Raw genomic sequence first — 23,922 nt, 5'->3', positions numbered from 1 at the left:
CCGGCCCCTCAGGCCCGCAGCGCGCCCATCCGGCCCTCCAGGCGGCCGAGCAACTCGGCCAGCAGTCCGGCGAGTTCGTCCTGGTCCCCCGGGGGCAGGACGGACAGTACGGCCGTCTCGTAGGCGAGTTGGTCGGGCAGGATGCCGTCGACCAGGCCGCGGCCGGTGTCGGTGAGCCGGACGTGGGCCACCCGCCGGTCGCGGGTGTCGCCGCGCCGCTCGACCAGGCCGCGCTCGGTCAGCTGCTTGAGCCGCTTGGTCACGGCGGCCCCGGAGGAGAAGGTCTCCCGGGCCAGCTCCCCCGGGGTCAGTTCGTGGCCGGTGCGGCGCAGCGCGCCGAGCAGGTCGAACTCGGCGCGGCTTAGTCCGGCCCGGCGCAGCGGGGCGTCCTCGGCCTGCTGGAGCAGGGCGGCGCAGCGGTTGATCCGGCCGATGATCTCCATCGGCCCGGTGTCCAGCTCGGGGTGGACGGCCTGCCACTGGCGGACGACGGCCGAGACGGTGTCGCCGCGCGCGGGCTCGGGCCCGGCCCCGGGCCGGGCTCCGGTCGCGTCGCTCCCGGGCGTCGGTCCGCCGTTCGTCGCCGTCATGGCCGCATGTCCTCCGTCGTCCTGTCCGGGTCCCGGTCGCCGTCGGGCGCCCGGCCCGGGTCCTCGTCCCGGTCCCGCGGTACGAGTCCCTGGCGTCGTACCGTCGCCGCGAGCGTACGGTGTCCGGCCTGCTCGGTGAGCACGACCCGGTCCTCGGGCAGGGCGCGCTGCCACCACTCGCCGGCGGCGGCGTCGGCCGTGGCGCGCAGGTCGACCAGGGCGGCGGCCAGGGCGCGGCGGGCGGACTCCAGGGCGCGGGGCTCCGGGTGCGGCTCGGCGAGCAGGCGGGCGGCGTGCTCGCGGGCGCGCTCGGCGGCGGTCAGCGCCTGGTCCAGGCGGGCGCCGGCGCGCCGGTTGGTGACGGCGACGGCGGCGGCGAAGCCGACCAGCGCGCCGATGAGGGTGTCCACGACCCGGTCGGCGATCAGGTCGGCCGCGTCCTGGCTGCGCGCGAACTCGGTGATGAGCAGCGCCATCGGGGTGACGCAGACACTGCCCAGCCAGTAGTTGCGGCCGATCAGCGCCTCGGCGCCGAAGTTGAGGGCGAGCGAGACCAGCACCAGGGCGGCGGGGTGCAGATGGGTGAGCGGGGCGAGGGCGGCGAAGACGAGGACGCCGACGAGGTTGCCGACGACCCGCTGGACGGCCCGGCTCCAGGTGAGGGTGACGTTGGCCTGGTAGAGGGAGGCGGCGGTGACCAGCGCCCAGTAGGGGCGGCCGACGCCGAGGGCGAGGGCGGCGTAGCCGGCGAGGGCGCAGCCGAGCGCGGTGCGTACCGCCAGCGGGGCGAGGGGGGCGAGGCGGTGCCGCAGCGAGCGGGGCGGCAGGGACTGTTCGGCGGCGACGCCGAGGAGTTCGTCGGCGTCGCCGCCCGTCGGCGCGACGCGCGGGACACGGCCGGTGCCGCGCAGGGCGCGGGCCCAGGCGCGCAGCCGCTCGGGGTCGGTGTCGGCGGGCGCGGCGAGGGCGACCTCGGCACGGACCAGGAGGTGTTCGAGGGCGCGCCGGGTGCTGTCGGGGCGGGCGCCGACGGCGAGCAGCGACTGCCAGGCGGCGTGGATCGCGGCGGCGCAGGCGGCACGGGCCCGGGCGTGGCCGTCGCCGGTGCCGCGGGTGCCGGCGTACGCGGCGGCGGCGTTCAGGGCCTGGGCGGTGGCCCGGCGCTCGGGGCCGTGCGGGCGCAGCAGTCCGGGTGCCATGCAGACCAGCCAGGCCCAGGCACCGGCGGCCAGGGCCAGCCCGATGTGCCCCGGCAGCCGGCCGAGGGTCTCGGGGACGAAGAGCGAGGCGGAGCTGATGAAGGTGAGGACCACATTGGCCGGCGGGCCGACCCGGGTGGCGTCGCAGACCGTCTTCTGGACCGCCGCGAGGACGGCGCCGACGGTGACGAGGACCACGGCGCTGGTGGTCAGCGCGGCGGCGAGCAGGGCCACGGCGAGGCCGCCGACCATGCCGAGCACGACCCGGGCCAGGGTGCGGGCGCGGGCGGCGTAGGGCCGGTTGTGGCCGTAGAGCGCGCACAGCGAACCGGCCATCGTGTACATGGCGAGATCGAGGCGGCCGAGCGCGAGGAGCGTCAGGTTGGGCGGGGCGACCGAGACGACCACGCTCAGCGCGGGCTTGAACCAGATGTCGGAGGGGCGGCCGAGGCGGAGCGCTCCGGCGAGGGGAAGACGGTGGGGGGTCGCACTGCTCATGGCATCGAATTTAACACGTGTTTTACTCGTAAAATAATTGCCGCGTCCCGTGCGTGACGGCCTGTGCTCCCCCGGATGCTCCCCGCGTACCCCCTTGCGCTCGCGTGCGCTCCGCCGCCCCGGGGCATGGCGTCCTGGAAACGGGTCCGGAGCTCGTCCGGAGCGACCGTCGAGCGGGAGGTGCGCATGCACGGACCGATGTCGACAGCCTGGCTGCTGATGGCGCTGTGCGCGGCGACCGGCGCCTACTGCCTGCTGCGGATGCGCAGTGGCGTGGCCGAGCAGCGCCGGGCCGCGGGCGGTGAGGCGCTGATGGGCTTCGGCATGGCCGCGATGGCCGTGCCGGCGGCGGTGTTCACGCCGCCGGGGTGGGCGTGGCCGGTGTACGCGGCCGTGTTCGGCGCGGCGGCGCTGCGCGCGCTGTGGGCCGTGCGCGGCGACCTCGGCCATCTGCACCACCTGGTGGGCAGCGCGGCGATGGTCTACATGGCGGTGGCGATGGCCGGCGCCCCGCCCACCGCCCACCACGGTCACGGCGGCACCGGCATCCCCCTGCTGACCGGCGCCCTGCTCCTGTACTTCACCGGGTACGTACTGCTCTCCGGCGCCCGGCTGGTGCCCGCCGCCGTTCCCCTGGCCGGGGCCGCGCCGGACCGCTGGGGCGACCGTCCGGAACTGGCCCGGGCGTGCCGGCTGTCGATGGGGATCGGCATGGTGGCGATGCTGCTGGCGATGTAAGGACGGCACCGCGTCCTCCGGGTGCGGACGGGCCCCGTTGAGAAGCTCCGGCGCGCCGCGGGCGTCCGGCGGGCGCGGACTCGGCACGACCGGCTGCCCCGCACCGCTTGACCGCACCGCTCGGCCGCATCGCTCGGCCGCACCGGCGGGTGGATTTCCGCAGGTGCCGGCGTTTCCGGAGGTGCCGTTCTCCGCGCGGGTACGCGACCGGCCCGGGAGCCTCCGCCCGCCTCCGGTCATGCCGGGCTTGGCCTCGGCCGCCGTATCCACAAAGATCGCGGCATGCGCGATCGTCCCACCGCTCCCCCGCCCCCGCCCTCCTCCGCGGACCCGCCGCCGGCCTCCTCCGGCTCGCCGCCGCACCGCACGGCGGCCCGGGCCGCCGCGGTGGCCGCCCTGGCGCTCGGGGTCTGCTCGGTCCTGCTGCTCGTCCTCGTCGCGGTGCGCTGGCACCCGCTGCTCATGCTGGACGGCGACATCGCCCTCACCACCCACCGCTGGGCGGTCCGCGACCGGGCGGTGACGCAGGCGTGCCGGGTGCTGACGGACTGGGTCTGGGACCCGCTGACCATGCGTCTGCTGTGCGCGGCGGCGGCCGGGTGGCTGGTCTGGCGCCACGCGGCGTGGCGGACCGCGCTGTGGCTGGCGGGCGCCGTCGCGCTGGCGACGATCGTGCAGCAGTCGGTGAAGGCCGCCGTCGGCCGCCCCCGCCCGGCCTGGCCGGACCCCGTCGACTCCGCCCACTACGCGGCCTTCCCGTCCGGTCACGCGCTGACCGCGACCGTGGCCTGCGGCCTGCTGCTGTGGCTGCTGCGCCGCCGCGGCGCGGGCCGCGCCCTGTGGCGTACGGGGGTGACGGCGGCGGTCGTCTCGGTGGCCGGAGTGGGCGTCACCCGGGTCTGGCTGGGCGTCCACTGGGCTTCGGACGTGCTCGGCGGATGGCTGCTGGGCGCGCTGTTGGTGGCGCTGGCGGTGCTGGTGTACGAGTGGCCGCGGAAACGGCGGGAGGCCCCGGCGGGCCGACGGGGGTGAAGTGGCGGGCGCGGCCGCCGCGTTGCCCGGCTGCCGCCGGGACACCGCTCCCCGGCGAGTGCGCCACGTCGCGGCCCCGCGCGGGACCGGTCACGCTCAACAGGGCTGCTCACACGGCGATTTGTGCCTGACCGGCAAACACCTGGCGCAGTGTGCCGCCCGTCTGAGACGATCCCCCGCGTCGCCCCAGACGGACGGCTTCTCCGAGCGCCCCGAACACACGGGTGCCCCGATGCGTTGAGTATAGTTGGCTGGCAGCCAGTCAACGCAGGAGTTACAGGATGTCCCCGCGCAGCGCTTCGGTCAATGAAGAATTGCGGCGGCGTTCCAGGGAACGGCTGTTGCAGGCCGCCGTCGAACTGGTGGGCGAGCGCGGGTTCGAGGCCACGACGCTGGGCGACATCGCCGACCGGGCCGGTTCGGCGCGTGGATTGGTGTCCTACTACTTCCCCGGCAAGCGCCAGTTGGTGCAGTCCGCCGTGCACCGGCTGATGCACCGCACGCTGGAGGAGGCGCTGGAGCGGGAGCCGCGCACCGAGGACGGCCGGGAGCGGCTGGCCCGGGCCATCGACGCGATCCTGGGCCTGGCCCGGGACCGGCCGGTGCTGATGCGCCAGCACATGGCGGGCCTGCTCCAGGCCGAGGGCTTCGTGCAGTGCCCGGAGCAGCGCCGGCTGGCGGAGCTGCTCGGCGAGACCGTGGCCCGCTACGGCTCGCAGACGGTCTCGGTCGACTACCCGATGCTGCGGGCCCTGCTGATGGGCGCGGTGTACGCGGCGCTGGTGCCGGGCGTGCCGATGCCCGTACCGGCGCTGCGGGCCGAGTTGTTCCAGCGGTACGGGCTGGAGTGGGAGATGGGCGTACCCCCCGAGAACACGACGGACGCGCGGGCGGAGTGCGAGGACCTGTCCCGGTTCTTCGCCACGGAGGAGCGGCCGGAACGGGCCTGAGCGGGGACGGCGCTTCCCGAGCGGTGCGGCGCCCGCCGCCGGACGGGCGGGCACGCGGTGCGGTCGTACCGTCACGTGGTGCGGTCGTACGGTCGCACCCCCTGACGAGCGCGTACGCGTCCGGATCACTCCACCGGCCCTGCCCGCCCGGGCCGCGCGGTGCCATGCTGGAAGTGTCCGCACGCCCTTCCTTCGGGCAAGGAGTACCGCTGTGCTGCGTGTCGCCGTCGTCGGATCCGGGCCGAGCGGGTGTTACACCGCCCAGGGCCTGGTGCAGCGTGATCCGGAGGTCCTGGTGGACGTCCTGGACCGGCTGCCGTGCCCCTACGGCCTGGTCCGCTACGGCGTCGCACCGGACCACGAGAAGATCAAGTCCCTCCAGGGCAGCCTGCGGACGGTGCTGGAGCACGAGCGGGTGCGGTTCCTCGGCGGGGTGCGGGTGGGCGGCCCCGGCGGTCTGCCGGTGGAGCGGCTGAGGGAGCTGTACCACGCGGTGGTGTACTGCGTGGGCGCCGCCAGTGACCGGCGGCTGGGGATCCCCGGCGAGGACCTGCCGGGCAGCTTCTCGGCGACCGAGTTCGTCTCCTGGTACAGCGCGCACCCGGACGCGGCCGACGCCGGTTTCCTGCGCGGGGTGCGGTCGGCGGTGGTCGTCGGGGTGGGCAACGTCGCGGTGGACGTCACCCGGATGCTGGTCCGGGGTGCCGCGGAGCTGCGCGGCACGGACATCCCGCAGGCCGCGCTGGACGCGCTGGCGGCGAGCGCGCTCACCGAGGTGCACATGGTGGGCCGGCGCGGCCCGGCGCAGGCCCGCTTCACCACCAAGGAGCTGCGCGAGCTGGGCGCCCTGCCCGGCACCGACGTGACCGTGGACAAGGCCGACCTGGCGCTCGACCCGGCCGACCCCGCCGCGCTGCCGGCCGGGCAGCGCCGCAACGTGGAGGTGTTGCGCGACTGGGCGGCACGGTCCACCGAGACCGCCGCCCGGCGGATCCGGCTGCGATTCTTCCTGCGCCCGGTGGAACTGCTCGAAGCCGGCGGCCGGGTGGGCGCCGTCCGCTTCGAGCGCACGGCGCCGGACGACCGGGGCGGCGTCACCGGGACGGGCCGGTACGAGGACGTGCCCGCGCAGTTGGTGCTGCGCTCGGTGGGCTATCGCGGAGTGCCCCTGGAGGGGCTGCCGTTCGACCCCGCCGACGGCACGGTCCCGCACCGCGAGGGACGCGTCCTGCGCGACGGCGTGCCCGCGCCCGGCGAGTACGTCGCCGGGTGGATCAAGCGCGGTCCGACCGGGGTCATCGGTACCAACCGGCCCTGCGCCAAGGAGACGGTGACCTCGCTGCTCGTGGACGCCCCCGCCCTCGCCCGCGCGGACGTGCCCGCGGATCCGGTCGCCGCGCTCCGGGCGGCCGGCGTCGAACCCGTGCCCTGGGGCGGCTGGCTGGCGATCGAGCGGGCCGAGGCCGAGCTGGGGGCGCGGCTGGGCCGGAACGTGGTCAAGCTGTCCGACTGGGACGCCCTGCTGGCGGCGGCACGGGTGCCGTAGGCGGCGTGGCGGCGGGAGCGCCCGGAACGCGGGACACACAGCGGCAACAGACCTGAAATCAACAAACTGTTCAAGGCCCTTACGGTCTCCTGCTGTCCGGATCCGGATGTCGATGCCTGGATGCCCGGATGCCCGGCTGTCCTCTTGTCCGGATCCCGCCCCGTACGCCGCAGATGGAGACCTCATGGCCATGACCGCAGCCGCGCACCCCGTCGACGAGATTCCCCCCGTCCGGCAGCTGGCCGCCTTCGGGCTCCAGCACGTGCTCGCGATGTACGCGGGCGCCGTCGCGGTGCCGTTGATCGTGGGCGGCGCGATGCGGCTGCCACCCGCCGACCTGGCGTATCTGATCACCGCGGACCTGCTGGTGTGCGGGGTCGCCACGCTGATCCAGTGTGTCGGCTTCCGGTGGTTCGGGGTGCGGCTGCCGGTCATGCAGGGGTGCACGTTCGCGGCCGTGTCACCGATGGTGCTCATCGGGACGACGGACGGCGGACTGCCCGCGATCTACGGCTCGGTGATCGTCGCCGGGCTGGCGATCATGCTGCTGGCGCCGGTCTTCGGCAGACTGCTGCGCTTCTTCCCGCCGCTGGTCACCGGCACGGTGATCCTGGTCATCGGGGTCTCGCTGCTGCCGGTCGCGGGCAACTGGGCGGCGGGCGGCACCGGTTCGGAGGACTTCGGCGAGCCGCGGAACCTGGCGCTGGCGGGCTTCGTCCTGGCCGTGGTGCTCGGGGTGCAGCGGTTCGCGCCCGTCTTCGTCTCCCGGATCGCCGTGCTCGTCGGCATCGCGGCCGGGCTCGCGGTCGCCGTGCCGCTGGGGTTCACCGACTTCGGCGGGGTCGCCGGCGCCGACTGGCTGGGCATCAGCACGCCGTTCCACTTCGGGGCGCCCGAGTTCCGGGTCTCCGCCATCGCGTCCATGCTGGTGGTGGCCCTGGTGTCGATGACCGAGACCACGGGGGACCTGATCGCCGTCGGCGAGCTGACCGGGCGGCGGGCCGAACCGCGCACGCTGGCCGACGGGCTGCGCGCGGACGGCCTGTCGACCGTGCTGGGCGGGGTGTTCAACACCTTCCCGTACACGGCGTACGCGCAGAACGTGGGCCTGGTGGGGATGACCCGGGTGCGCAGCCGCTGGGTGGTCGCGGCGGCCGGCGGCATCCTGGTGCTGCTCGGTCTGCTGCCCAAGCTGGGCGCGGTGGTCGCGGCGATCCCGGCGCCGGTGCTCGGCGGGGCCGGGCTGGTGATGTTCGGGACGGTCGCGGCGAGCGGGCTGCGCACGCTGAGCCGGGTCGACTTCCGGGGCAACGGCAATCTGACCGTGGTGGCCGTCTCGGTCGCGATCGGCATGCTGCCGGTGGGCGTGCCCACGCTGTACGCGAAGTTCCCGGACTGGTTCCAGACGGTGATGAACAGCGGCATCAGCGCGGGCTGCCTGTCCGCGATCGTGCTGAACCTGCTCTTCAACCACCTTCCGGGGAAGGGTGGTTCAGCCGCCGGCCGGGACGCGGGCGGCGTCGCCGAGCCGGGCGGCCTGCCGGTCGGCCGCGGCGAGGACGCTGTCGAGCAGCCCCGGGAAGAGGCTCTCTAGATCGTCCCGGCGCAGGCCGTTCATCTTGGCCGTGCCCCGGTAGACCTGCCGGACGACCCCGCTCTCCCGCAGCACCCGGAAGTGGTGCGTGCTGGTGGACTTGGTCACCGGCAGGTCGAACTGCGAGCAGGCCAACTCCGCTTCCTTGGCGGCCAGTTCACGAACGATCCGCAAGCGCATCGGGTCGGACAGCGCGTGCAGCACGGACTCCAGCCGGATGTGCTCACGCTCCGGGTGCGGCAGCGCGCGGCCGGTGGCGGCTGTCTCGGTCACGGGGTCCGCCCTTCGTCACGGGACTCCTTCGATGGCCATCGTACGAGATCTCCCGTAGTTCGACACCTGCCGTAGTTTCACGTTCGTCGTAGTACGATGGATGACGTACGAGAGGATCAAGCCGTCCGCGACGAAATGGAGTCCGTCATGCCCGCGCTCTTCGAGCCCCTCACCCTGCGCGAAGTGACCATCCCGAACCGGGTGTGGATGGCGCCGATGTGCCAGTACTCGGCCGAGCCGGAGGGTCCGCTCGCCGGCGTGCCGCACGACTGGCACTTCGCGCACTACGCGGCGCGGGCCGCCGGAGGCACCGGGCTGATCGTGACGGAGGCCACCGCGATCGCCCCCGAGGGCCGGATCTCCCCGTACGACCTCGGACTGTGGAACGACACCCAGGTGGAGGCCTTCCGGCGGATCACCCGCTTCCTCACCGAGCAGGGCACCGTGCCCGGAATTCAGCTCGCTCACGCCGGCCGGAAGGCGTCGACGGACCGGACGTGGAAGGGCGGCGGACCCGTCGGGCCGGAGGCGCACGGCTGGCAGCCGGTCGCCCCGAGCGCGCTGCCGTTCGACGAACGGCACCCGGTGCCGACCGAACTGACGGTTGCTCAGATCCAGGAGATCGTCGGGCAGTTCGCCGCCGCCGCGGGCCGGGCGCTGGCCGCGGGCTTCGAGACCGTGGAGATCCACGGTGCCCACGGCTACCTGGTCAACGAGTTCCTCTCCCCGCTCTCCAACCGTCGCACGGACGCCTACGGCGGCTCGTACGAGAACCGCACCCGGTTCGCCCTGGAGGTCGTGGACGCGGTACGCGAGGTGTGGCCCGCGGAGAAGCCGGTGCTGTTCCGCATCTCCGCCACCGACTGGCTCGACGAGGGCGGCTGGACCGCGGACGACACGGTCCGCTTCGCCCGTGACCTGCACGCCCACGGCGTGGACCTGCTCGACGTCTCCACCGGCGGCAACGCCAACGGCGTCAGCATCCCGACCGGGCCGGGCTACCAGGTGCCGTTCGCCGCCCGGGTGAAGGCCGAGACCCCGCTGCCGGTCGGCGCCGTCGGGCTGATCACCGAGGCCGGGCAGGCCGAGAAGATCGTGGCGAACGGCGAGGCGGACGTGGTCCTGCTCGGCCGCGAGCTGCTCCGCGACCCGTCCTGGGCCCGGCGCGCAGCCCGCGAACTGGGTGCGGAGATCCGGGTGCCGATCCAGTACCACCGGTCGGTCTGACCCCGCTCCCGACGGCCGGACCACACCGGACCGCACCGGACCACTCCGGCCGGACGACACCTGCCGGACCGCACCGGGCGGTCCGGTGCCGGTGCCGGTGCCGGTGGCCGTACGGTTGCTCCTTGCTGCCTTCGCCCCACAGTGGTGAGCATGCCGAACCGAGTAGCCGTCCTGTCCGACATCCACGGAGTCCTGCCGGCCCTGGAGGCAGTGCTCGCCGAACCGGATGTCGGCGCCGCCGACCGCATCGTGCTCACCGGCGACATCGCCGCCGGTCCGCAACCCACCCAGGTCCTCGACCTGCTGACCGGCCTCGGCGACCGCGTCAGCTGGATCAGCGGCAACGCCGACCGTGAACTCCTCGAGTACCGCCGGGGACAACGCGACACGATCCCCGATCCGATCGCTCCCTGGGCGGCCGCACAACTCCGCGAGGACCATCTCCACCTGCTCGCCTCGTTGCCCCGATCCCTCTCCCTGTCCGTGCACGGCCTGGGCGAGGTGCTGTTCTGCCATGCCACCCCTCGTGACGACGAGGAGGTCGTCCTCGTCGACTCCCGTCCCGCCCGGTGGCGGGACGTCTTCGCGGGGCTCGACCCTGACATCCGCACCGTGGTCTGCGGCCACACCCACATGCCGTTCGTCCGCCTCGCCCACGGCCGACTGGTGATCAACCCCGGCAGCATCGGGATGCCCTACGGGCGCCCCGGGGCGCACTGGGCCCTTCTGGGGCCGGGCGTCGAACTCCGCACCACGCACTACGACACCGAGGCCGCCGTCACCCGGCTCGGCCAGGGCTCGTCCTACCCCGGGATCGCCGAGTGGGCCGACTACTTCCTGCACGCTCGGGCGACCGACACCGACGCCCACGCGGTCTTCGCCGCACGGGTCGGACGCGGCCCTGCCCGTGACACTCACCCGTAGGTGGCGTGGCGGCCGGTCCCGGCCGTCACCTCGTGGGCAGGAGTCGTCCCACCGTCCGCTCCAGGCGGGGCAGTGACCGCTGGCCCGCCAGGGCCAGGGCGATCGCGGCCACGACGCCCGCCCACGCGAACGGGCCGAGCGGGGTGCAGCCGAACGCGCGGCTGAGGACCGGGGTCTGGACCACGGCGACGAGCGCCAGCGCGGAGCCCAGCGAGGTCACCTGCACCAGCCGGCTGTCCCGCCGGTCGAGCAGGGTCTGCACCAGCTGGGTGCCGACCACCCCGCACAGGGCCATGGTGCTGGAGCGGCGGGCGGTGCCCGGGGTGAAGCGGCCGATCAGCCAGGCCGTGACCGCGCCCAGACAGGTGGTCAGCGCCCGGTGCCGGATCTGCCGCAGCAGCGGGGCGCCCAGCACCGCGGCGGCGTCCTCCGGCGACCCGCCGCCCGCCCGGACCGTGCCCTGACCGTCCTCCTTCTCCGTCACCGCCACGGCCATCGACGGGAAGAGGTCGGTGAACAGGTTCACCATCAGCATCTGCCGGGTGGACAGCGGCGCCCGCCCGGACAGCAGGGTCCCGATGATGCCGAACCCGACCTCGCCCGCGTTGCCGCCGATCAGGATGGCGATGGCGTCGGCCACGCTGTGCCACAGGGCGCGGCCTTCGCCGACCGCGTCGACCAGGACCGTCAGATCGTCGTCGGTCAGCACGATGTCCGCCGCGTTGCGGGCGGCGGCCGAGCCCCGGGCGCTGATGCCGACGCCGATGTCCGCCGCGCGGATCGCCGCGGCGTCGTTGGCACCGTCGCCGACCATGCCGACCACCCGGCCCGCGTCCCGCAGCGCCTCCACCACCTGGAGCTTCTGCTCGGGCGCCACCCGGGCCACCACGCCCGCGTCGCGCAGCATCCGGGCCCGGGCCGCCCGGTCGGCGGCGGCCAGCTCATCGCCGGTGACGACCACCGTGTCCGCGGGCCAGCCCAGGTCGGCGGCGATGGCCCGCGCGGTCTGCGGATGGTCGCCGGTGAGCATCACCGGCCGTACGCCCGCCCCGTTGAGCGCGTCCACCAGTGCCGTGGAGGTCACCCGCGGTACGTCGGACAGCGCCAGCAGGCCGATGAACTCCAGGTTCTCCAGCGGCCGTTCGAGGGCCTCGTCCTCCTGCTCGGCCGGATCGAGGCGCCGTTCGGCCACCGCGAGCACCCGCAGCCCGTCCCCGGCCAGCGCGTGGGCGGTGTCGGCGGCGTGCTCCGGCAGCCCGGCGCAGGCGGGCAGTACGGTCTCGGGGGCGCCCTTGACCACCAGCACGGGCGGACCGTCCCCGGCGCGGCCGACGGCGGCGGCGTATCCGCGCGCGGCCTCGAACGGCAGGTCGGCGCTCCGGGACCAGTCCGGGTCGGGCGGGGCCGCGGCGAGCACGGCCTCGTCGGTGGCGTGCACCGGCCGGCCGGAGCCGCCGTCGAGCTGCGGACAGGCCCGCGCGGCGGCCCGTACGGTGTGCTCGGCGCCGGGGTCGTCCACGGCGTGGACCTCGCCCTCGGTGTCGGCGGTCCGCACCAGGCGCAGCCGGTTCTCGGTGAGCGTGCCGGTCTTGTCGAAGCAGATGGTGTCCATGCGGCCCAGCGCCTCCAACGTGCGCGGGGTGCGCACCAGCACACCGCCCCGGCTGAGCCGGCGGGCCGCGGCCAGCTGGGCGACCGTCGCCACCAGCGGCAGCCCTTCCGGTACGGCGGCCACGGCCACCGACACGCCGCCGCTGACCGCCTCGCGGATCGGGGTGCCGCGCAGCAGCGCCAGGCCCGTCACCGCGGCGCCGCCGCCGAGGGTCAGCGGCAGCGCCTTGCGGCTCAGTTCCTGGAGCCGGGCCTGCACTCCGCCGGCCGGGGGCGTGCGCGCGGCGAGGTGGACGGCGCGGGCCGCCTCGGTGCGGTCGCCGGTGTCGACCACGACGGCCCGGGCCTCGCCCGCCACCACCGTCGTCCCTTCGAAGACCATGCAGCGCCGATCGGCGACGGCGGCGTGCGGGGTGGGGTCGGTCTGCTTCTCCACCGGCAGCGACTCGCCGGTGAGCGCGGACTCGTCCACCTCCAGGCCCTCCTGCCACAGCAGCCGGGCGTCGGCGGGCACCACGTCGTCCGTCTTGAGCTGGATCACATGGCCGGGCCGCAGCCGGCCCGCGTCCACGGTGCGGGTGCCGCCGGCCGGGGCCTCGGCCTGCGGCGGCACCAGGCGGGCCTTCTGCTTCTGTTCCGCGACGAGTCCGGACAGCGCCCGTTCGGCCCGTAGCCGCTGGAGGCCGCCGACCAGGGCGTTCAGGTCCAGGGCGCCGACCACGAGCAGCGCGTCCACGACCGAGCCGAGGATGGCGGACGCCGCCGAGCCGACGGCCAGTACGGGGGTCAGCGGGTCCTGGAGTTCGCTCCGGACGGCCCGGCCGAGCCGGTACGACCAGCGGACGGGCGCCGCGGCCGGGTGCCCGGTGACGCCCTTGGCCGCCTTGCGCACCCGGGCGGTCAGCGTGTCGGCCCCGGTGTCGGCGGCCGGTTCCCGGGCCAGCCGGTCCTGGGCCTCGTCCACGTCCAGTTCGTGCCAGTGCACCCGGGGGCGCGGGTGCGGGGCGCGGGCCGTCGCCACGCCGAGCGCGGCGCGCACCCCGGACAGCAGCGCGGAGGCGGCGCCCGCGTCGACCGGCGCGTGCCGCAGCCCCGGCAGCACGGCCCGGCGGCCCCTGCCGCCGCCGGACTCGCCGACGGCGACGAGCAGCCCGGACAGCGCGGCGCCGGAGCGGGCCAGCGTCTGGGCCCGGCGGCCGACCCGGCGGGCGGCCGGGACCGCGGTCAGGACCCGCCACACGTCGGGCAGGCCGTGCGGGGCGAGCAGGTCGGCGCCCCAGACGACCGCGCCGTCCCGGTCGGTCAGGGCGAGGGCGATGTCGGCGGCGCGCAGGGCGGCCAGGACGTCGTGCTCGGCGGCCGTGCGCACGCGGGCGACCACCAGGACGGCGCCCTCCTCGCCGCGCGCCTCGTAGACCACGTCGTCCAGCGGCCGTCGAGGGTCGACGACCTGGTCGGCGAGGCCGGTGAAGTCCTCCAGGGCCGGATCGTCCACGAGCACGACCCGCAGTCCGGCCCGGCGGGCGGCGTCCAGCACCGGTTCGGCCCACGGGTCGGGTTCGCCGTCCTCGGTGCGCAGCGCGCCGGGGTGCAGTACGACGGTGCCGGCCATCTCCAGCTGGCGCAGCCGCTCCGGGGCGCGGACCAGCACGCCGGTGCGGGACAGCGCGCCGGAGAGCACGGCGTGGAAGGCGGCCGGGCCGTAGCGGGCCGCCTTCGGGGAGCCGGCCAGCACCGCCTCCGCCGCCTCGTTGGCGTCGTGCTTGACCAGCAGGGTGGCCGCCGCGCCGAGCACGCTGCCGGCGGAGGCGTGGGCGGCGTACTCCTGGGCCGGGGAGACTCGCAGCGGGGGTCGGGGCGGGCCGTCCGGGGCGATGCTGACCCGCTGCGGGGCGCACAGCCGGTCGTGCACCGCGTCGAAGGCGGCCGAGCGGGCCACCGTCTCGGCCACCTGGCAGGCGCGCAGGGCGCCGTCGAGTATCAGCGAGGTGGGGCTCTGCCCGGCGCCGTGCACGGCGGCGTTGGCGCAGGCCAGCGCGAGGTCCATGCCGGAGTCGCCGAGCCGGGCGCGCAGCCGGTCGCGGAAGCCCGGGTTCTCCCGCAGCAGGGTCACCACGGCGGTCACCATCCGGGGGGACGGCGGCAGCCGCAGCGTGTAGGCGGTCAGGGCCACGGCGATGCCGACGGCGTCGGCGGCGAGCGTGGCCGCGGCGGCGCGCACCCCGGCCGGGTCGGCGGGGTGCGTGGTCTCGGCGACGTCCCCGTCGGCCAGTGCCAGGCCGTGCCGTTCGGCCAGGTCCGCGGCGTGCGCGAGGACCCGGTCGGCGGCCTGTTCGCCGGTCGCGGTCACGACCAGGCGGGCGAGCCCCTGGTCCCAGTAGGCGATGAGCACCTCGGGGTGTTCCTCGAGTGCCTCGGCCAGCCTGCGCGCCAGGTGCGCGGTGCCCCCGGTCCCCCGCGCCGGGTCCCGCTCCAAGGGGCGTACGGCCAGATGGGCGCGGGCGCCGGAGCGCCAGTGGGTACCGGCGCCGGGCAGCGCGTTGCGGGCCACCCGGGCGACCCGTGCGGCGGTGTCCGCGCCGCGCACCCCGGCGCGCGCGGTACTCGCGGCGGCACCGGCGGCCATGCCGACCGCCGGTGCCGCCGCCCGCGCGAGCAGGCGTGGTGCCGCGGGCAGCAGCCGTGCGGCGGCTGTCGGCGCCGTCAGCAGTCCGGCCACCATGACCTCCTAGAGCGTGGTGCGTTCGGGTCGGGCGGTCGGCCCGAGCGGGCCCGAGGACGTCCTGCTCCCGGAGGCCCTGGTCCCGGACGTCCCGGCGCCGTGGTCGGATGCGGGAGGCCCCGGCGCCTCGGTGTGTCCCGGTCCCTTGGCGCGCCCGGGGGCCGGGTCTCCCGCGTGGCTCCCGCTGCCGCCCGGCGCGCTCTCGACCACCCGGCCGTGTCCCGCGCCGGACCTGAGGGCGGCGGTGCCGAGGTCGTGCGCGGGCTCCGGGCGCGGCCCGGTGGTGTCCCCGGCCCGCGCCGGCCGGCCGGGCCGGGGCTGGGTGAGCCAGGCCACCGCCGCGCCGGTGAGCGCCACGGGCCACTCCACCACGCCCGCCACGCCGAGCACCCCGGCGCCCGCGTACACCGCCATGCGCCGGCCGCGGGGCGAGACCGCGCCGATCTTGTCGAGTGTCTCCTCGGCGGCCCTGCCCACCGTTCCGGCGCCGGGCACCCTGCGCAGGACCGAGGTGGCGCCGCGCAGGGGCGCCGTGAGGACCGACGACGACTTCTGCTCAGCCATGACTCTCCTCGGGGGTGAGATCGCCTTGCGTGCCCACCGAGTGCCCGCGACCGCGCTGGTCACCCCCTCCTTCCCGGGGGGACGCCCACTGCTACCAGGAAACCTCTCCGCCCCGCGCGACGCCACCCCCGCCCGCGGGGATGACCGAGGTCGAGCGGCGTGCCGGGCTCACGGACCGTGCCGGGGCGCCGTACGCGGCGCGGCGATCTCGGCGGGATCCCGGGGCGGGGCGGTGCGCACCGACCGGCCGTCCCCTGCCGGACCGGTGCGCCTCCGCGAGTGATCAACCCACCGTGCAGGCGCTCCCGTTGAGGCTGAACGCGGTCGGCGCCGTGCTGTCGCCGGTGTGGGTGGCCTGGTAGCCGAGGGTGACGCTCGCGCCGGGGGCGATGGTGGCGTTGTACGCGGCGTTGGTCGCGGTCACCGCGCCGGTGCGGGCGCTGTAGTCGGCGTTCCAGCCGTTGGTGATGGTCTGGCCGGCCGGGAGGGCGAAGCCGAGTTTCCAGCCGTTCACCGGGGCCGTGCCGGTGTTGGTGACGGTCACGGAGGCGGTCAGGCCGGTGCTCCAGGTGCTGACGGCGGCCGTGACCGCGCAGGGCCCGGCGGGCGGCTGCGGACCGGTGCCGCCGTCGCCGTCGAGGCCGAAGAAGGTGAGGGCGCGGGAGGCCATGCCCCAGCTGTAGAGGTTGTGGCCGACGCCCTGGAGGCTGATCGCCTCGACGGGGGCCGTGTCACCGGTGCCGCCGTAGCGGGTGCGGATCCAGCCGGTGGCGGGGGTGTCGGTGGCGGCGGGGGTCTCGCTCACGCCGAGCACGTTCGTCCACTGCTTGACCGCCTCCCCGAAGTTGGGGTAGCGCAGGGTGTCGTCCTCGGTGCCGTGCCACAGCTGCACGCGCGGTCGCGGACCAGTGTGGCCGGGGTGGGCGGCGCGCACCAGGTCGCCCCACTGCCGCGCGGTGCGGGTGACGGTGCCGCCGGCGCAGGCGCTGTTCCACTCGGAGCCGTCGGTGGTGGCGAAGCAGCCGAAGGGGACGCCGGAGAAGGCGGCGCCCGCCGCGAACACGTCGGGGTAGTCGCCGAGCAGGACGTTGGTCATCATCGCGCCGGAGGAGATGCCGGTGACGAAGATCCGGCCGGTGTCGGCCGCGTAGGCGCGGGTCGCCCAGTCGACCATGGACCGGATGCCGACCGGGTCGCTGCCGCCGTCACGGCGCAGCGCCTGCGGGGAGGAGACGTCGAAGCACTTGCTGGCGCGGGTGACGGACGGGTACACGAGCACGAATCCGTGCCGGTCGGCCAGCGAGGGCCATTCGGTGCCGGAGTACATCGCGGAGGCGGAGCCGCCGCACCAGTGCACGGCCACGACGATCGCCGGGTGCGGGCCGACGTTCCGCGGGACGTAGACGTACATCTGGAGGTCGCTGGGGTTGGCGCCGAATCCGGTGACCTCGGTGAGAGTGGCCGCGGGGACGGCCCCGGTCCGCGCCTGGGCCGGCGGCGCGGCGAGGCCGAGGACCGCGAGGAGCGGCAGCAGGACGCCCAGCAGGGCGACGAGTACGGGGCGCGGGCCGGTTCCCGACCGGTGCGGTGTGGGGGGCACGTCACCTGTCCCTTCTGATCGCGGGTCGTACGGGGGCGTGCTGTGTGCGTCTCGCGCGGGGAGGACCACCCGGCATCGTGGCATGGACACGCACGTCATGGAAGCGCTCCCACCCCACTTCTCGCGGACCGGAAAAGCGCTGCGCGACCCGTTGACTAGAAAGCGCTTGCATCCTACGGTCCGTTCATCAGCGTGACCGCCCGGCCCGCAAGGAAGCCGTTTCGGCCACGCATCCCCGCAATTGCGTTCCACACGGCGTACGTGGTTCACGTACACAACCCCCACAGAGCGGCACCCCCACGGAAGAAGGCATTTCGGGACATGACCTCATCAGCGACCTCGCGCGGTCTGCTCGGCGGACTCGCCACCCTCGGACTTACGCTTGGCATGATCATGACCTCGGGAGCACCGGCGGACGCGGCCACCTGGCCGACCCCGAACGGCAGCCAGGCGGTCTCCTCCACCATCTCGGTGTCCGGCACCAAGGACTACGGGATGAAGCGGCTGTACGGCAGCGGCGACCTCGGCAGCGACGGCCAGGGCGAGGACCAGGGGCCCCTGCTGGAACTGGCCCCCGGCGCGGTCCTCAAGAACGTCGTCCTCGGCGCGCCCGCCGCCGACGGCGTCCACTGCCTGGGCAGCTGCACGCTGCAGAACGTGTGGTGGGAGGACGTCGGCGAGGACGCGGCCACCTTCCTCGGCTCGTCGTCGTCCAACGTCTACACCGTCAGCGGCGGCGGGGCGAAGGAGGCGAGCGACAAGGTGTTCCAGTTCAACGGCGCCGGCACGCTGAACGTCTCGAACTTCGCGGTGAAGAACTTCGGCACGTTCGTCCGCTCCTGCGGCAACTGCAAGACGCAGTACAAGCGGACGATCAACCTCAGCGGCATCGAGGCGACCTACAAGGGCAGCAGGCTCGTCGGCATCAACACCAACTACGGCGACAGCGCGACCCTGCGGACCATCACGATCGTCGGCGACACCGGCAAGAAGATCGTTCCCTGCCAGAAGTACATCGGCAACAACACCGGCGCCGAACCGACCACCAACGGCTCGGGCCCGGACGGCACGTACTGCAAGTACTCCAGCTCGGACATCACCTACAAGTGACCCCCGAGGGCCGGGCCGCCGACGACGGCGGCCCGGCCGGTCGATCTCCTCGGCCAGAACCCGGACCTCGGCGGCGGCGAGGCCGCTCGCCTGTACCGCGTCACCTTCTCAGGGAAGGCGGAGGCGGGTTCCGGCCCGCTCGCGGTCACGCGATGCGCGCCACCCCGCCCCAGCCGGCGCGGTCGGTGAGGCGGCCGGTGTTTGCCTCGGGGCGCCAGCGAGGCCAGCTCGTGAAGCCGGGTTCGACGAGTTCCGTGCCTTCGAAGAGTTCCACGGCCACCGACGGTTCACGGAAAATGTACGGGATCGCCCCGGACCGGTTGTATTCGTCCTGCACCACTTGGTGCTCCGGGTCGGAGGCGGTCGAGTGGCTCAAGGAGAGATAACTTCCCGAAGGGAGCCGGTCCACCAGCCTGCGTACGAGCCCGCGCGCCTCGTCCCAGTCCACGATGTGGCCCAGGACATCGTTGATGACCAGAGCGATCGGCTTGTTCATGTCCAGCGTCCTGGCCGCGCCGTCCATGACGGCGCCCGTCTCCCGCATGTCGCTCTGCACATAGGCGGTAGCGCCCTCGGGAGTGCTGGTGAGCAGCGCGTGGACGTGGAGCAGCACGATGGGGTCGTGATCCACGTACACCACCCGGGAGTCGGGCGCGATCCGCTGTGCGACCTCGTGGGTGTTGTCGCGCGTGGGCAACCCGGCCCCGAGGTCGATGAACTGACGGATACCGGCGTCCCGGGCCAGGAATGTGATGGTGCGCCGAAGAAAGTCCCGCGATTCGCCCGCGAACGGCACGATGTTGGGGTACTTGCTGCTATAGGCATCGCCGGCCGCCTGGTCTGCCGGGTAGTGGTCTTTCCCGCCCAGCCAGTAGTTCCAGACGCGAGCGCTGTGCGGAACGGACGTGTCGATCCGCGGGGACGGACCAGTGGGTTCGGTCATGCCAGTACTTCCTTCGACTCGTCAGGCCAGTACATGTACACCCTGCCGCCCCCCGCACCCGCAGGGGTGCCTCGGCCGCGACCACCCTCCGCTGCGGGCACGGTGCGTGCGTGCCCCCGCTGCGCCCCTACGCCCCGCGCGTCCCGAGCCCCGCGCCGAGGTCCCGGCGATAACCGGCGTACGCCGTGCGCAGTTCCTCGCCCGGCCAGTCGGCGGGCAGCAGGGCGGGCGGCAGGACGGGGTCGGTGAGCAGATGGCGGACGGCCGCCGCGTAGGCGGTGAAACGGTCGGCCGGGCGGTCCGCCCGGCCCGCGCGCGCGAGCAGGGAGCGCGCGGTGGCCGCCCATTCGGCCAGCGGCCACAACCGGGTGGCCAGCGCCCCCGCGGGCTCGTCGGGACGGGCCGTGTACGTCAGCGCCACCCGGTGCACCTCGGCGGGCAGCGGCCGGTCGAGGTTGGCCGGGCGCAGCCACACGCCCTCGCGCAGTTCGGCCAGGCGCAGGGCGGACAACCGGGCGCGCAGGTCGGCGCGTTCGGCGGGGCCGCGCCCGGTCGCCGTGATCACCACCATCTCCCAGTCGCCGCGCCACGCCCGCGTGCGCGGCCGTACGGCGTCGTCCTGGCGCCGCTGCCGCTCCAGCAGCCGGTCGCTGAGCCGGTAGACGGCGTCCGCGCGCCGCAGGTCCCCGGCGGTCACCATCCGGCTCAGCGCGGCCCGCAGCGTGGAGCCGCCGATCCCGAACGGCTCCACGAGCCGGACCAGGTCCCGCACCGGCAGCTCCGGCGGGTGCACGCCCAGGAGCAGGCTCAGCACCACCGACCGGGCGGACAGCGGTCGCAGGTCCGCCGGTTCCGGCACCGGCCGGTCCGGCTCCGCCGGGACGTTCACGCACATGGACCCGTACTGTACGCGCGTCGGCTTATTGCGGTATTGCTGCGACCGCACGAAGAGTGCAACATGTTTCCATGGTCTCGATTCCCGCGCAGTCGCCGTCCCAGCCCCAGTCCGGCACGCACGACGTCACCAACCAGCCCCCGCCGCTCGCCCCGTACGACGCCTCGGACGACCCGGCCCTGCTGGAGGGGCTGCGCCGGGAGGGCGCCGGATGGGCCGAGGAGAACCTCCGGCGGCTGGGGGCGCGCGCCGGAAGCGCGCAGGCGCAGGAGTGGGGCGAGCTGGCGAACCGGTACGAGCCGGTGCTGCGCACCCACGACCGCTACGGCCACCGCGTCGACGAGGTCGACTTCCACCCCGCCTGGCACCACCTGATGCGGACGGCGGTCGCCGAGGGCCTGGCCGGCGCCCCGTGGGCCGACGACCGGCCGGGCGCGCACGTGGCCCGGACCGCGGGCGGCCTGGTGTGGGGGCACACCGAGGCGGGACACGGCTGCCCCACCTCGATGACGTACGCGGCCGTACCCGCCCTGCGCGCCCAGCCGGAACTGGCCAAGGTGTACGAACCGCTGCTCACCAGCCGGGAGTACGACCCCGAGCTGCGCGTGCCCACCGACAAGCCCGGGCTGCTCGCCGGGATGGGCATGACGGAGAAGCAGGGCGGCTCCGACGTCCGTACGAACACCACCACCGCCACGCCCACCGGGGAGCCGGGCGTGTACACGCTGCTCGGCCACAAGTGGTTCACGTCGGCGCCGATGTGCGACGTCTTCCTGGTGCTCGCGCAGGCCCCGGGCGGGCTGTCGTGCTTCCTGGTGCCGCGCGTCCTGCCGGACGGCAGCCGCAACACGTTCCGCATCCAGCGGCTGAAGGACAAGCTGGGCAACCGCTCCAACGCCTCCTCCGAGCCGGAGTTCGACCGGACCGTGGCCTGGCTGGTGGGGCCGGAGGGGCGGGGCGTGAAGACCATCATCGAGATGGTCAACTGCACCCGGCTGGACTGTGTGATGGCCTCGGCGACCCTGATGCGCAAGACGCTGGTCGAGGCGGGCCACCACGCCCGGCACCGCAGCGCGTTCGGCGCCCGGCTGGCCGACCAGCCGCTGATGCGCAACGTGCTCGCCGATCTCGCGCTGGAGTCGGAGGCCGCGACGACGCTCACGCTGCGCCTCGCGGGCGCGGCGGACCGCACGGTGCGCGGCGACGCCGGGGAGCGGGCCTTCCGGCGCATCGCCACCGCCGTCGGCAAGTACTGGGTCACCAAGCGGGGCCCGGCCTTCACCGCCGAGGCCCTGGAGTGCCTGGGCGGCAACGGGTACGTCGAGGACTCCGGCATGCCCCGGCACTACCGGGAGGCCCCGCTGCTGTCGATCTGGGAGGGCTCCGGGAACGTCAACGCGCTCGACGTGCTGCGCGCCCTCGGCCGGGAACCGGACACCGCCGAGGCCCTGTTCGCCGAACTCGCCCTGGCGCGCGGGGCCGACGCCCGCCTCGACGCGACCGTGGCCGCGCTCAAGGACGGACTGGCCGGAACCGATCAGGTGGGCGCCCGCCGGCTGGTCGAGCGGATGGCGCTCGCGCTCCAGGCCTCCCTGCTGGTACGGCACGCCCCGCACCCGGTCGCGGACGCCTTCTGCGCGTCCCGGCTGGGCGGCGACTGGGGCCACGCGTTCGGCACCCTGCCCGCCGGCACCGGCTTCGACGCCATCCTGGAACGCGCCCTGCCCGGCCGGAACTGACCACATCCCGCCCCCCGGTGCGCGCCGCGCGTCACGGCACCGACGACGCCGGGAGCCGGTCGTCCCCACGCGCTCCGGCCCCCGGGGCCGGAGCGACGGACCCAATACTCCGCTACTCCGCGCACGCGAGAGGGCGGCTGGCCGGAGGGGAGCGGTCCCGTGGTCAGACCATACGCCCCCACTGCGGGCCGAGGCGGGCCCATTCCGTGTCCCACTCCCGCATGCGGCGGCGCTCCAGGCGGCCCCGTACGGCCAGGCCCGCGACGCAGGGCACGGCGGCGGCGCTCACGCCGACCAGGAGGCCGATCAGGGTGGCCCGTAAGGCGCCCTCGGAGGCGCTGGTGGGGCGGTCGACCAGCCGGCCCCGCGGGTCGGTCCAGACGGTGACCGGCGTGCCGGGCCCGCTGCCGGAGCGCACCCGGATCCGGCCGGTGTGGGAGGAGCCGTCGACCGCCGTCCAGCGGACCTCGGTCCAGACCCGCTCCCCCGCCGAGGCGCGGTCGTCCCGCGCGGCCGGCTTCGCCGGGACCGGTGTGACGACCCGGGCCACGGTGGGCCGCCGCAGGGCCCGTTCGCGGGCGAGCCCGTGCTCCACCGCGCCGGCCGCCGCCAGGCCCGCCAGCACTCCGGCCAGGACGGTCAGCAGGAAGGCGCCGAGCACCACCCATGCCTCCACCACGTCGGCCCGGCGCCTGAGCGGGTTACGCCGCCATCGCCACAGCCACACCTTCGGACCACGGAACGCCTTCAAGGGCATCCATCCTCCTCACGAGCGCACCGACCGGCCGGACCGCCCCCTCCCGTACGGGAGGGACCGCTCCGCTGCTCACGACGAGCCGTCACCCCGACGGTCGCACGAGACACCCCTCTCGCGCAGGCGCATGCCGGAACGGAACCGGCCGATCTTCGTCACCGGCCGGTGACATGGGCCGTGAGCAGCGCGGACGCCCATGGCGGGGGGATTGTCAGTGGTGGGGTGCACACTGGCCGACATCTGACGACTACGCGGACAACGGCGTCCCGGAGGTGATCGGCCCATGGCCGAGGTACTGCTCGCGGTGGGAACCCGAAAGGGCCTGTTCATCGGGCGGCGACGGGGCGGCGGCCCCTGGGAGTTCGACGAACGTCCGTACTTCGACGCGCAGGCCGTGTACTCGGTCGCGATCGACACCCGGGCCACCCGGCCCCGGCTGCTGGCGGGCGGCTCCAGCACGCACTGGGGGCCGTCGGTGTTCCACTCCGACGACCTCGGCCGCACCTGGACCGAACCGGCCCGGCCCGCCGTGAGGTTCCCGGAGGACACCGGCGCCTCGCTGGAGCGCGTCTGGCAGCTGCACCCGTCCGCGGCCGAGCCGGACGTGGTGTACGCGGGCACGGAACCGGCCGCGCTGTACCGCTCGGAGGACCGCGGCGAGAGCTTCGCCCTGGTCCGGCCGCTGTGGGAGCACCCGTCCCGGTCCCGGTGGGTGCCGGGCCTGGGCGGTGAGGGCCTGCACACGGTGCTCACCGACGCGCGCGATCCGCGGGCGGTGACGGTGGCCGTCTCGGCGGCGGGGGTGTTCCGCACGACGGACGGCGGCGCGAGCTGGGCGCCGTCCAACTCCGGGGTGTCCGCGGTGTTCCTGCCGGACCCGTATCCGGAGTTCGGCCAGTGCGTGCACAAGGTCGCCAGAGACGCGCGCACCCCGGACCGGCTGTATCTCCAGAACCACTGGGGGGTGTACCGCAGCGACGACGCGGGCGCGCGGTGGACCGACATCGGCGCGGACCTGCCGTCCACGTTCGGCTTCGCGGTGGCCGCCCACCCGCACCGGGGCGACACGGCGTACGTCTTCCCGATCGACGCCGACGTCGACCGGGTGCCCGCCGGGCACCGCTGCCGGGTGTTCCGCACGGCCGACGCGGGCCGCTCCTGGGAACCGCTGGCCGAGGGACTGCCGGAGGCGGACCACTACGGCACGGTGCTGCGGGACGCCCTGTGCACGGACGACAACGACCCCGCCGGGGTGTACTTCGGCAACCGCAACGGCGAGGTGTTCGCCTCCGCCGACGACGGCGACAGCTGGCACCCGCTGGCCGCCCACCTGCCGGACGTACTGTGCGTACGAGCGGCGGTGATCGGCTGACCGGCCCACGGGCGAACCCGGCCGCACCCCCCGCGCGCACC

Annotated in this window: 19 protein-coding genes; 10 read left to right on the top strand and 9 right to left on the bottom strand. The window is 74.9% G+C overall.

Going from position 1 to position 23,922, the window contains the following annotated elements:
- Positions 1 to 8: 8 nt before the first annotated feature.
- The gene (locus ACSURM_RS31775) at positions 9 to 590 is read right to left on the bottom strand and encodes a MarR family winged helix-turn-helix transcriptional regulator (protein WP_436959204.1); all 582 of its coding nucleotides are present in this window, start codon (positions 588 to 590) and stop codon (positions 9 to 11) included.
- On the bottom strand, positions 587 to 2,287 hold the full coding sequence (locus ACSURM_RS31770) for an FUSC family protein (protein WP_436959203.1): 1,701 nt from the start codon (positions 2,285 to 2,287) through the stop codon (positions 587 to 589). Before ACSURM_RS31770 ends, ACSURM_RS31775 begins: the two co-directional genes overlap by 4 nt.
- A gap of 186 nt (positions 2,288 to 2,473) precedes the next feature.
- On the opposite strand from ACSURM_RS31770, the gene ACSURM_RS31765 reads away from it, so the two are divergent.
- The 5 genes from ACSURM_RS31765 to ACSURM_RS31745 all read left to right on the top strand — a co-directional run bounded on the left by ACSURM_RS31765 (position 2,474) and on the right by ACSURM_RS31745 (position 8,147).
- A complete protein-coding gene (locus ACSURM_RS31765) occupies positions 2,474 to 3,025 on the top strand; it encodes a DUF5134 domain-containing protein (RefSeq protein WP_436959202.1) in 552 nt (183 codons plus the stop codon).
- Positions 3,026 to 3,307: 282 nt separating this feature from the next.
- A complete protein-coding gene (locus tag ACSURM_RS31760; RefSeq protein ID WP_436959201.1) occupies positions 3,308 to 4,057 on the top strand; it encodes a phosphatase PAP2 family protein in 750 nt (249 codons plus the stop codon).
- 281 nt (positions 4,058 to 4,338) lie between these two features.
- Entirely contained in the window at positions 4,339 to 5,007 is a 669-nt protein-coding gene (locus ACSURM_RS31755; RefSeq protein ID WP_436959200.1) for a TetR/AcrR family transcriptional regulator, read from the top strand.
- Between the two features lie 211 nt (positions 5,008 to 5,218).
- Positions 5,219 to 6,553: an FAD-dependent oxidoreductase gene (locus ACSURM_RS31750; protein ID WP_436959199.1), complete on the top strand. Its 1,335-nt coding sequence runs from the start codon at positions 5,219 to 5,221 to the stop codon at positions 6,551 to 6,553.
- Between the two features lie 184 nt (positions 6,554 to 6,737).
- On the top strand, positions 6,738 to 8,147 hold the full coding sequence (locus ACSURM_RS31745) for a nucleobase:cation symporter-2 family protein (protein ID WP_436959198.1): 1,410 nt from the start codon (positions 6,738 to 6,740) through the stop codon (positions 8,145 to 8,147).
- On the opposite strand, the gene ACSURM_RS31740 is transcribed toward ACSURM_RS31745, so the two are convergent.
- Positions 8,046 to 8,420, bottom strand: a complete 375-nt coding sequence (locus tag ACSURM_RS31740) for an ArsR/SmtB family transcription factor (RefSeq protein ID WP_436959197.1) — start codon at positions 8,418 to 8,420, stop codon at positions 8,046 to 8,048. The two genes, ACSURM_RS31745 and ACSURM_RS31740, sit on opposite strands and share 102 nt — an antisense overlap.
- A 147-nt stretch (positions 8,421 to 8,567) precedes the next feature.
- Here ACSURM_RS31740 and ACSURM_RS31735 point away from each other — a divergent pair, with 147 nt between their 5' ends.
- On the top strand, positions 8,568 to 9,647 hold the full coding sequence (locus ACSURM_RS31735; RefSeq protein ID WP_436959196.1) for an NADH:flavin oxidoreductase/NADH oxidase: 1,080 nt from the start codon (positions 8,568 to 8,570) through the stop codon (positions 9,645 to 9,647).
- A 150-nt stretch (positions 9,648 to 9,797) separates the two neighbouring features.
- Positions 9,798 to 10,571, top strand: coding sequence for a metallophosphoesterase family protein (locus tag ACSURM_RS31730; protein ID WP_436959195.1), 774 nt, complete (start codon positions 9,798 to 9,800; stop codon positions 10,569 to 10,571).
- Between the two features lie 25 nt (positions 10,572 to 10,596).
- Here ACSURM_RS31730 and ACSURM_RS31725 read toward each other — a convergent pair whose 3' ends face one another.
- The 3 genes from ACSURM_RS31725 to ACSURM_RS31715 all read right to left on the bottom strand — a co-directional run bounded on the left by ACSURM_RS31725 (position 10,597) and on the right by ACSURM_RS31715 (position 17,068).
- Positions 10,597 to 14,904 carry an HAD-IC family P-type ATPase gene (locus ACSURM_RS31725; RefSeq protein WP_436959194.1) on the bottom strand — a complete coding sequence of 1,436 codons (4,308 nt, stop codon included), beginning with the start codon at positions 14,902 to 14,904 and terminating at the stop codon, positions 10,597 to 10,599.
- 6 nt (positions 14,905 to 14,910) lie between these two features.
- Positions 14,911 to 15,468, bottom strand: coding sequence for a hypothetical protein (locus ACSURM_RS31720; RefSeq protein WP_436959193.1), 558 nt, complete (start codon positions 15,466 to 15,468; stop codon positions 14,911 to 14,913).
- Between the two features lie 283 nt (positions 15,469 to 15,751).
- The gene (locus tag ACSURM_RS31715; protein WP_436959192.1) at positions 15,752 to 17,068 is read right to left on the bottom strand and encodes an extracellular catalytic domain type 1 short-chain-length polyhydroxyalkanoate depolymerase; all 1,317 of its coding nucleotides are present in this window, start codon (positions 17,066 to 17,068) and stop codon (positions 15,752 to 15,754) included.
- Between the two features lie 321 nt (positions 17,069 to 17,389).
- Here ACSURM_RS31715 and ACSURM_RS31710 point away from each other — a divergent pair, with 321 nt between their 5' ends.
- Positions 17,390 to 18,178 carry a pectate lyase gene (locus ACSURM_RS31710; protein WP_436959191.1) on the top strand — a complete coding sequence of 263 codons (789 nt, stop codon included), beginning with the start codon at positions 17,390 to 17,392 and terminating at the stop codon, positions 18,176 to 18,178.
- Between the two features lie 145 nt (positions 18,179 to 18,323).
- On the opposite strand, the gene ACSURM_RS31705 is transcribed toward ACSURM_RS31710, so the two are convergent.
- Together ACSURM_RS31705 and ACSURM_RS31700 are read right to left on the bottom strand one after the other, a co-directional pair.
- Entirely contained in the window at positions 18,324 to 19,121 is a 798-nt protein-coding gene (locus ACSURM_RS31705; RefSeq protein WP_436959190.1) for an SAM-dependent methyltransferase, read from the bottom strand.
- Between the two features lie 127 nt (positions 19,122 to 19,248).
- A complete protein-coding gene (locus tag ACSURM_RS31700) occupies positions 19,249 to 20,016 on the bottom strand; it encodes a PaaX family transcriptional regulator C-terminal domain-containing protein (RefSeq protein WP_436959189.1) in 768 nt (255 codons plus the stop codon).
- A gap of 71 nt (positions 20,017 to 20,087) precedes the next feature.
- Between ACSURM_RS31700 and ACSURM_RS31695 the strand changes: the two genes are divergently transcribed.
- Positions 20,088 to 21,755, top strand: a complete 1,668-nt coding sequence (locus tag ACSURM_RS31695; RefSeq protein WP_436959188.1) for an acyl-CoA dehydrogenase family protein — start codon at positions 20,088 to 20,090, stop codon at positions 21,753 to 21,755.
- Positions 21,756 to 21,918: 163 nt separating this feature from the next.
- Here the strand turns inward: ACSURM_RS31695 and ACSURM_RS31690 are convergent, their stop codons facing one another.
- Complete coding sequence (locus tag ACSURM_RS31690) at positions 21,919 to 22,512, bottom strand: Rv1733c family protein (RefSeq protein ID WP_436959187.1); 594 nt, start codon at positions 22,510 to 22,512, stop codon at positions 21,919 to 21,921.
- A gap of 280 nt (positions 22,513 to 22,792) precedes the next feature.
- Between ACSURM_RS31690 and ACSURM_RS31685 the strand changes: the two genes are divergently transcribed.
- Complete coding sequence (locus ACSURM_RS31685) at positions 22,793 to 23,881, top strand: WD40/YVTN/BNR-like repeat-containing protein (protein WP_436959186.1); 1,089 nt, start codon at positions 22,793 to 22,795, stop codon at positions 23,879 to 23,881.
- Positions 23,882 to 23,922 lie beyond the last annotated feature (41 nt).

The organism is Streptomyces sp. SudanB182_2057 (genome assembly GCF_964272715.1).
GTDB classification, from domain to species: domain Bacteria; phylum Actinomycetota; class Actinomycetes; order Streptomycetales; family Streptomycetaceae; genus Streptomyces; species Streptomyces rubradiris.
This window is presented reverse-complemented; position numbering and strand designations above follow the sequence as displayed.

Excerpts from the sequence above, each read along its gene's own strand:
- ACSURM_RS31775 (WP_436959204.1), bottom strand. The coding sequence starts at position 590 with ATGACGGCGACGAACGGCGGACCGACGCCCGGGAGCGACGCGACCGGA.
- ACSURM_RS31770 (WP_436959203.1), bottom strand. The coding sequence starts at position 2,287 with ATGAGCAGTGCGACCCCCCACCGTCTTCCCCTCGCCGGAGCGCTCCGC.
- ACSURM_RS31765 (WP_436959202.1), top strand. The coding sequence starts at position 2,474 with ATGCACGGACCGATGTCGACAGCCTGGCTGCTGATGGCGCTGTGCGCG.
- ACSURM_RS31760 (WP_436959201.1), top strand. The coding sequence starts at position 3,308 with ATGCGCGATCGTCCCACCGCTCCCCCGCCCCCGCCCTCCTCCGCGGAC.
- ACSURM_RS31755 (WP_436959200.1), top strand. The coding sequence starts at position 4,339 with ATGTCCCCGCGCAGCGCTTCGGTCAATGAAGAATTGCGGCGGCGTTCC.
- ACSURM_RS31745 (WP_436959198.1), top strand. The coding sequence starts at position 6,738 with ATGGCCATGACCGCAGCCGCGCACCCCGTCGACGAGATTCCCCCCGTC.
- ACSURM_RS31735 (WP_436959196.1), top strand. The coding sequence starts at position 8,568 with ATGCCCGCGCTCTTCGAGCCCCTCACCCTGCGCGAAGTGACCATCCCG.
- ACSURM_RS31730 (WP_436959195.1), top strand. The coding sequence starts at position 9,798 with ATGCCGAACCGAGTAGCCGTCCTGTCCGACATCCACGGAGTCCTGCCG.
- ACSURM_RS31725 (WP_436959194.1), bottom strand. The coding sequence starts at position 14,904 with ATGGTGGCCGGACTGCTGACGGCGCCGACAGCCGCCGCACGGCTGCTG.
- ACSURM_RS31720 (WP_436959193.1), bottom strand. The coding sequence starts at position 15,468 with ATGGCTGAGCAGAAGTCGTCGTCGGTCCTCACGGCGCCCCTGCGCGGC.
- ACSURM_RS31710 (WP_436959191.1), top strand. The coding sequence starts at position 17,390 with ATGACCTCATCAGCGACCTCGCGCGGTCTGCTCGGCGGACTCGCCACC.
- ACSURM_RS31705 (WP_436959190.1), bottom strand. The coding sequence starts at position 19,121 with ATGACCGAACCCACTGGTCCGTCCCCGCGGATCGACACGTCCGTTCCG.
- ACSURM_RS31700 (WP_436959189.1), bottom strand. The coding sequence starts at position 20,016 with ATGTGCGTGAACGTCCCGGCGGAGCCGGACCGGCCGGTGCCGGAACCG.
- ACSURM_RS31695 (WP_436959188.1), top strand. The coding sequence starts at position 20,088 with ATGGTCTCGATTCCCGCGCAGTCGCCGTCCCAGCCCCAGTCCGGCACG.
- ACSURM_RS31690 (WP_436959187.1), bottom strand. The coding sequence starts at position 22,512 with ATGCCCTTGAAGGCGTTCCGTGGTCCGAAGGTGTGGCTGTGGCGATGG.
- ACSURM_RS31685 (WP_436959186.1), top strand. The coding sequence starts at position 22,793 with ATGGCCGAGGTACTGCTCGCGGTGGGAACCCGAAAGGGCCTGTTCATC.